4 protein-coding genes and 1 pseudogene are annotated in these 4,604 nt (G+C 68.7%); 4 read left to right on the forward strand and 1 reads right to left on the reverse strand.

Translation table 11 applies throughout. The features are described from left to right. Both ABTZ89_RS36020 and ABTZ89_RS36025 read left to right on the forward strand, forming a co-directional pair. Positions 1-222 (forward strand): annotated as a pseudogene (locus tag ABTZ89_RS36020) (IclR family transcriptional regulator); the annotation flags it as partial. Positions 223-449: 227 nt separating this feature from the next. Continuing rightward, the gene (locus ABTZ89_RS36025) at positions 450-833 is read left to right on the forward strand and encodes a four-helix bundle copper-binding protein (RefSeq protein WP_351053422.1); all 384 of its coding nucleotides are present in this window, start codon (positions 450-452) and stop codon (positions 831-833) included. A 49-nt stretch (positions 834-882) separates the two neighbouring features. Here ABTZ89_RS36025 and ABTZ89_RS36030 read toward each other — a convergent pair whose 3' ends face one another. Further along, the gene (locus ABTZ89_RS36030) at positions 883-1,548 is read right to left on the reverse strand and encodes a GPP34 family phosphoprotein (protein WP_351053424.1); all 666 of its coding nucleotides are present in this window, start codon (positions 1,546-1,548) and stop codon (positions 883-885) included. Between the two features lie 322 nt (positions 1,549-1,870). On the opposite strand from ABTZ89_RS36030, the gene ABTZ89_RS36035 reads away from it, so the two are divergent. Together ABTZ89_RS36035 and cydB are read left to right on the forward strand one after the other, a co-directional pair. Continuing rightward, positions 1,871-3,373 (forward strand): cytochrome ubiquinol oxidase subunit I, encoded by a 1,503-nt coding sequence (locus ABTZ89_RS36035; protein WP_351053426.1) that lies wholly within the window; start codon positions 1,871-1,873, stop codon positions 3,371-3,373. A gap of 22 nt (positions 3,374-3,395) precedes the next feature. Further along, on the forward strand, positions 3,396-4,406 hold the full coding sequence (cydB, locus tag ABTZ89_RS36040) for a cytochrome d ubiquinol oxidase subunit II (RefSeq protein WP_351053428.1): 1,011 nt from the start codon (positions 3,396-3,398) through the stop codon (positions 4,404-4,406). Positions 4,407-4,604: the final 198 nt, after the last annotated feature.

A 4,604-nucleotide genomic window follows, 5' to 3' on the forward strand; every position in this document is an offset into this window, starting at 1 on the left:
GGAGCGGCGGGGCGAGCGGTGGACCTGCCGCCCGGCGGCCCGAGCTGGCTCACCAGCAGCGGCGACTTCCAGCCCGGCGCGTTCACCGTGGCGGCGCCGGTCCGCGGCGTGCCCGGTCTGCGTGCGAGCGTCGGCCTGGTGTCGCTGCAACCGCTGGAACCCGACGAGATCGGCCCGCTGGTCGTCGAGACCGCCGAATCGGTCGCCGAAGCCCTCCGCTGACGCTTCCCGGGCACCCGACACGCCGGGTCCCGACACGCCGGGGGATGCAGTTTCAATTGAAACTGCGGATCCCAGGCACGGCGGATCACAGTTTCAATTGAAACTGCGGGTCGTGGACCGGACTTCCGCCCCTGACCGGGTGTGCGATCTAGGTCCGGCGGGGGTACTCCAGGCGTCCCGGGCGCCATGGCCGGCGGCCGGTACGTCCTGAGCTTGGAGGTCCACCGATGACACGGCAGATGACCACCGAGATGCAGCAGTGCATCGACATGTGCCACAAGTGCCACGACATGTGCGAGCAGATGCTGTCGCACTGCATGGAGAAGCGCAGCGAGGAAGCCATGCAGATGAGCATGGCGCTGATCTCCTGCGCGGACATGTGCCGAATGTGCGCGGACATGATGATGCGCTGTTCGAGCATGGCGAAGGCCAGCTCGGACATGGTGCAGATGTGCGTGCGGATGTGCGGGATGTGCGCCGACATGTGCGACACGACCGCCGAGATGTGCCGCCGGATGGAAACCCGGGAGATGGCCGACCTGGCGGACATGATGACGCAGTGCGCCGCGATGTGCCGCCAGATGACACCGCAGACGATGCAGATGGCGTGATCGGCGACCGGGCCACTTCCGCCAGGGGGTGGCCCGGGATCAGCCGTGGCTAGGCGGACCTCTCGGGCAGCACCATCGTGAGCACCCTGCTGGTCTCGCGCAGGTCTTCGGGGATGTCGGCCACCGGGCCGATCCCGCGGTCGCGGTTCATCACCCAGCGGCCCCGCTTGGTGATCCGCAGCTGCGCGATGGCGTTGGCGAGGTCGAAGCGGAAGAGCATGTGCGCGCCGATCGGAGCGTGGCTGCCGATGGCGGTTTCGATCTCGGCGATGAGCGCGTCGCGCGTCGGGTTGTGCGGGAGGTAGCGGTCCTGCGCGGGGATGTCGGAGGGCTCGTGGTGCGGCAGGCCGCGCTCGACCAGGGCGGCCCGGTGCCGGTCGAAGGCTTCCACGCCGCGCGCTTGCCGCCATTCCCGCACGGGGACGGGCCTGGTGGCGCTGAGCCGGGCCAGCTCGTCCAGCAACGCGTCGGCCCATCCGAGGCCGGTGGGGCTGACGTCGAGCAGTTCGACCGCGTTGGTTCCCCGGTACACCCGGATGCCGAGGAACTCGAACTTGTTGGTCCGGATCCGCAGCTTGCCGCGCAGCGCGAGGTCGCCGAGCTCGGCCGCTGCGCAGCCCGCGTCGGCGCGGAGGACGCTCTGCACGGTGCCGGAGGGCTGGTGGGCGAGCAGGACGAATTCCTCGGGCAGGGTGAGCGGTCGGGGTGCGTTCACGCCGATCACCCTGTCATCCCCGTCCGGCCCCGCGAAAGCGGCTTCGCAGGCCGGAAATCGTGCCTTCCGGACATCTCTGCGCGGTCGGCCGCAGCAGGACGTGGAGCGGTTCTCAGCCCGCGGGGCAGTGCGGAGTGGAGTCCGAATTTTGCCGGAACGTCTTCCGCGTCCCCCGATTCGGCTGGTAGGAAGTAACCCGATCGGCGACCGGTGATGCGCAGCGTCGACGGGACCAAGGTCCTGTCCGCGGCAGGACCCTCGTCCGGGGGAATGAGGGCCCTTGCCTCTGCGGAGTTCCCCCTGAAGTGGACAGAGTGGTGTCGTGGATCTGCTCGACATCGCCCGATGGCAGTTCGGGATCACGACCGTCTACCACTTCCTGATGGTTCCGCTGACCATCGGGCTCGCGGTGCTGGTCGCCGGGATGCAGACCGCCTGGTACCGCACGGGCAAGCAGCGCTACCTCAAGATGACCAAGTTCTGGGGCAAGTTGATGCTGATCAACTTCGCCATGGGCGTGGTCACCGGTATCGTCCAGGAATTCCAGTTCGGCATGGCCTGGAGCGCGTACTCCCGCTTCGTCGGGGACGTCTTCGGCGCGCCGCTGGCGATGGAGGGACTGCTCGCGTTCTTCGTCGAGTCGACCTTCCTCGGCCTGTGGATCTTCGGCTGGGACAAGCTGTCCAAGGGTGTGCACCTGGCCTGCGCGTGGGCGTTCTCGCTGGCCACCGTGCTGTCCGCGTACTTCATCCTGGCCGCCAACTCCTGGATGCAGCACCCGGTCGGCGTGGAGCTGGTGGACGGCCGGCCGCGGCTGACCTCGATCTGGGCGGTGCTGGGCAACAACACCGTGCTCGCCGCCTTCCCGCACACCATCTTCGGTTGCTTCGCGGTCGCCGGCTCGTTCCTGATCGGCATCGCGGCCTGGCAGATCGCCCGCCACCACCGCAAGTCCGACGTCGACGACGAGGACCGCAAGACCTGGCACGGTTCGATGCGGCTGGGCGCGTGGGTCGCGGTGGTCGCCTTCGCCGGGCTGGCGATCTCGGGTGACGTGCAGGGCAAGCTGATGTTCCAGCAGCAGCCGATGAAGATGGCCTCCGCCGAAGCGCTGTGCCACACCGAGGCGCCGGCCAGCTTCTCGATCTTCGCGGTCGGCGACGTGGCCCGCCCGGACTGCGAGAACGTCAAGAGCATCACCGTGCCCTACATCCTGTCGTACCTGGCCAACGGGGACTTCACCAGCGAGGTCAGGGGCGTCCAGGACCTGATCCCGGAGTACCAGGCCAAGTACGGCACGCACTACCCGGACGACCCGCGGCTGGGCTCGCTCGCCGGGCAGCCCATCGACTACACCCCGAACCTGCCGGTCACCTACTGGGGCTTCCGGTTCATGATCGGCTTCGGCGGGCTGGCCGCGCTCGGCGCGGTGGCGGTGCTGTGGCTGACCCGCAAGCAGCGGTTCCCCAAGGGTCGCTGGTGGGCGCCGCTGGCGGTGCTGGCCATCGGACTGCCCTTCGCGGGCAACATCGCCGGCTGGGTGTTCACCGAGATGGGCCGCCAGCCGTTCGTGGTGGCGCCCAACCCCGACCCGTCCGGGATCGACGGGGTCTGGATGTTCACCGCGCAGGCGGTGTCCGCCGGGGTGACACCGGGCGAGCTCCTGACCTCGGTGATCGCGCTGACCGCGCTGTACGGGGGCCTGGCGATCGTGGAGATCTTCCTGATCGCGCGCTACGTGCGCGGCGGGTTCGACGCGGTGATGCCGCCGAAGCCCGCCGAGGGCGAGGAATCCGACGACGAAGCCCTGTCCTTCGCGTACTGAACGAGTGTGAAGAGGACCTGCGATGGATCTGCCGACCTTCTGGTTCTGCGTGATCGCCCTGCTGTGGCTGGGCTACCTGTTCCTGGAGGGCTTCGACTTCGGCGTCGGCATGCTGCTGCCGATCCTCGGCCGCAAGGACGTCGAGCGACGGGTGCTGATCAACACGATCGGCCCGGTGTGGGACGGCAACGAGGTGTGGCTGATCGTCGCCGGCGGCGCCATGTTCGCGGCCTTCCCCGGCTGGTACGCCTCGCTGTTCAGCACTGCCTACCTGCCGCTGCTGTTGCTGCTGGTGGCGCTGATCGGGCGCGGGGTGGCGTTCGAGTACCGCGGCAAGGTCGACACCGACCGGTGGCGGCGCAACTGGGACCGGGTGATCGTGGCCGCCTCCTGGATCTCGCCGCTGGTGGTGGGTCTGGTGCTGTCGGCCAACGTGTTCGGGCTGCCGCTGGACCATCACGGCGACCGGGTCGGTGCCTGGTGGACGATCTTCAGCGTGCCGAGCATCGTCGGCGCCCTGGCGGTGTGCGGGTTCTCGCTGCTGCACGGCGCGGTGTTCCTGGCGCTGAAGACCGAGGGCGAGATCCGCGAGCGGGCGCGGCGGTTCGCGCTGCGGATGGGCGTTCCGCTGCTGCTGCCGGTGATCGCGCTGCTGTTCATCGCGCAGCTGTCCGAGGGGTCGACCTGGACCTGGGTGCCGCTGGTGATCGCGCTGGTGTCGGCGCTGGCCGGGCTCGCGCGGCTGTACCGGTGGCGCGACGGGCAGGCCTTCGCGCTGCAGGGCATCGCGCTGGCCGCGGTGGTGGTCACGCTCTTCGGCGCCCTGTGGCCGAACGTCATCCCGTCCACTTTGGACGCGGCGTGGTCGCTGCCGATCGCCGAGACCGCTTCCAGCCCGTACACGCTGACGGTGATCACCTGGGTCGCGGCCTTCGGCACCCCGGCGGTGCTGATCTACCAGGGCTGGACGTACTGGGTGTTCCGAAAGCGCATCGGCACCAAGCACATCCCGCCGATCCACGCCCCGTCATGACCCCTCCCTCCGCCCGGGCCGGCGCAAATTCAATGGAAATCGGACGTCCAATTTCCATTGAATTTGCGGAAGTTCTCCACAGGACCCGGGACCTGTCCACAGGTGTCGACGTATCAGGTGCCCGACACGCCGGGTCCCGACACGCCCGGAGGGGCGCAGTTTCAATTGAAACTGCGGACCCCAGGCACGACGGATCGC

Origin of the sequence: Saccharopolyspora sp. NPDC002686 (genome assembly GCF_040295745.1) — a bacterium.
GTDB lineage: Bacteria > Actinomycetota > Actinomycetes > Mycobacteriales > Pseudonocardiaceae > Saccharopolyspora > Saccharopolyspora oryzae.

Excerpts from the sequence above, each read along its gene's own strand:
- ABTZ89_RS36025 (WP_351053422.1), top strand. The coding sequence starts at position 450 with ATGACACGGCAGATGACCACCGAGATGCAGCAGTGCATCGACATGTGC.
- cydB (WP_351053428.1), top strand. The coding sequence starts at position 3,396 with ATGGATCTGCCGACCTTCTGGTTCTGCGTGATCGCCCTGCTGTGGCTG.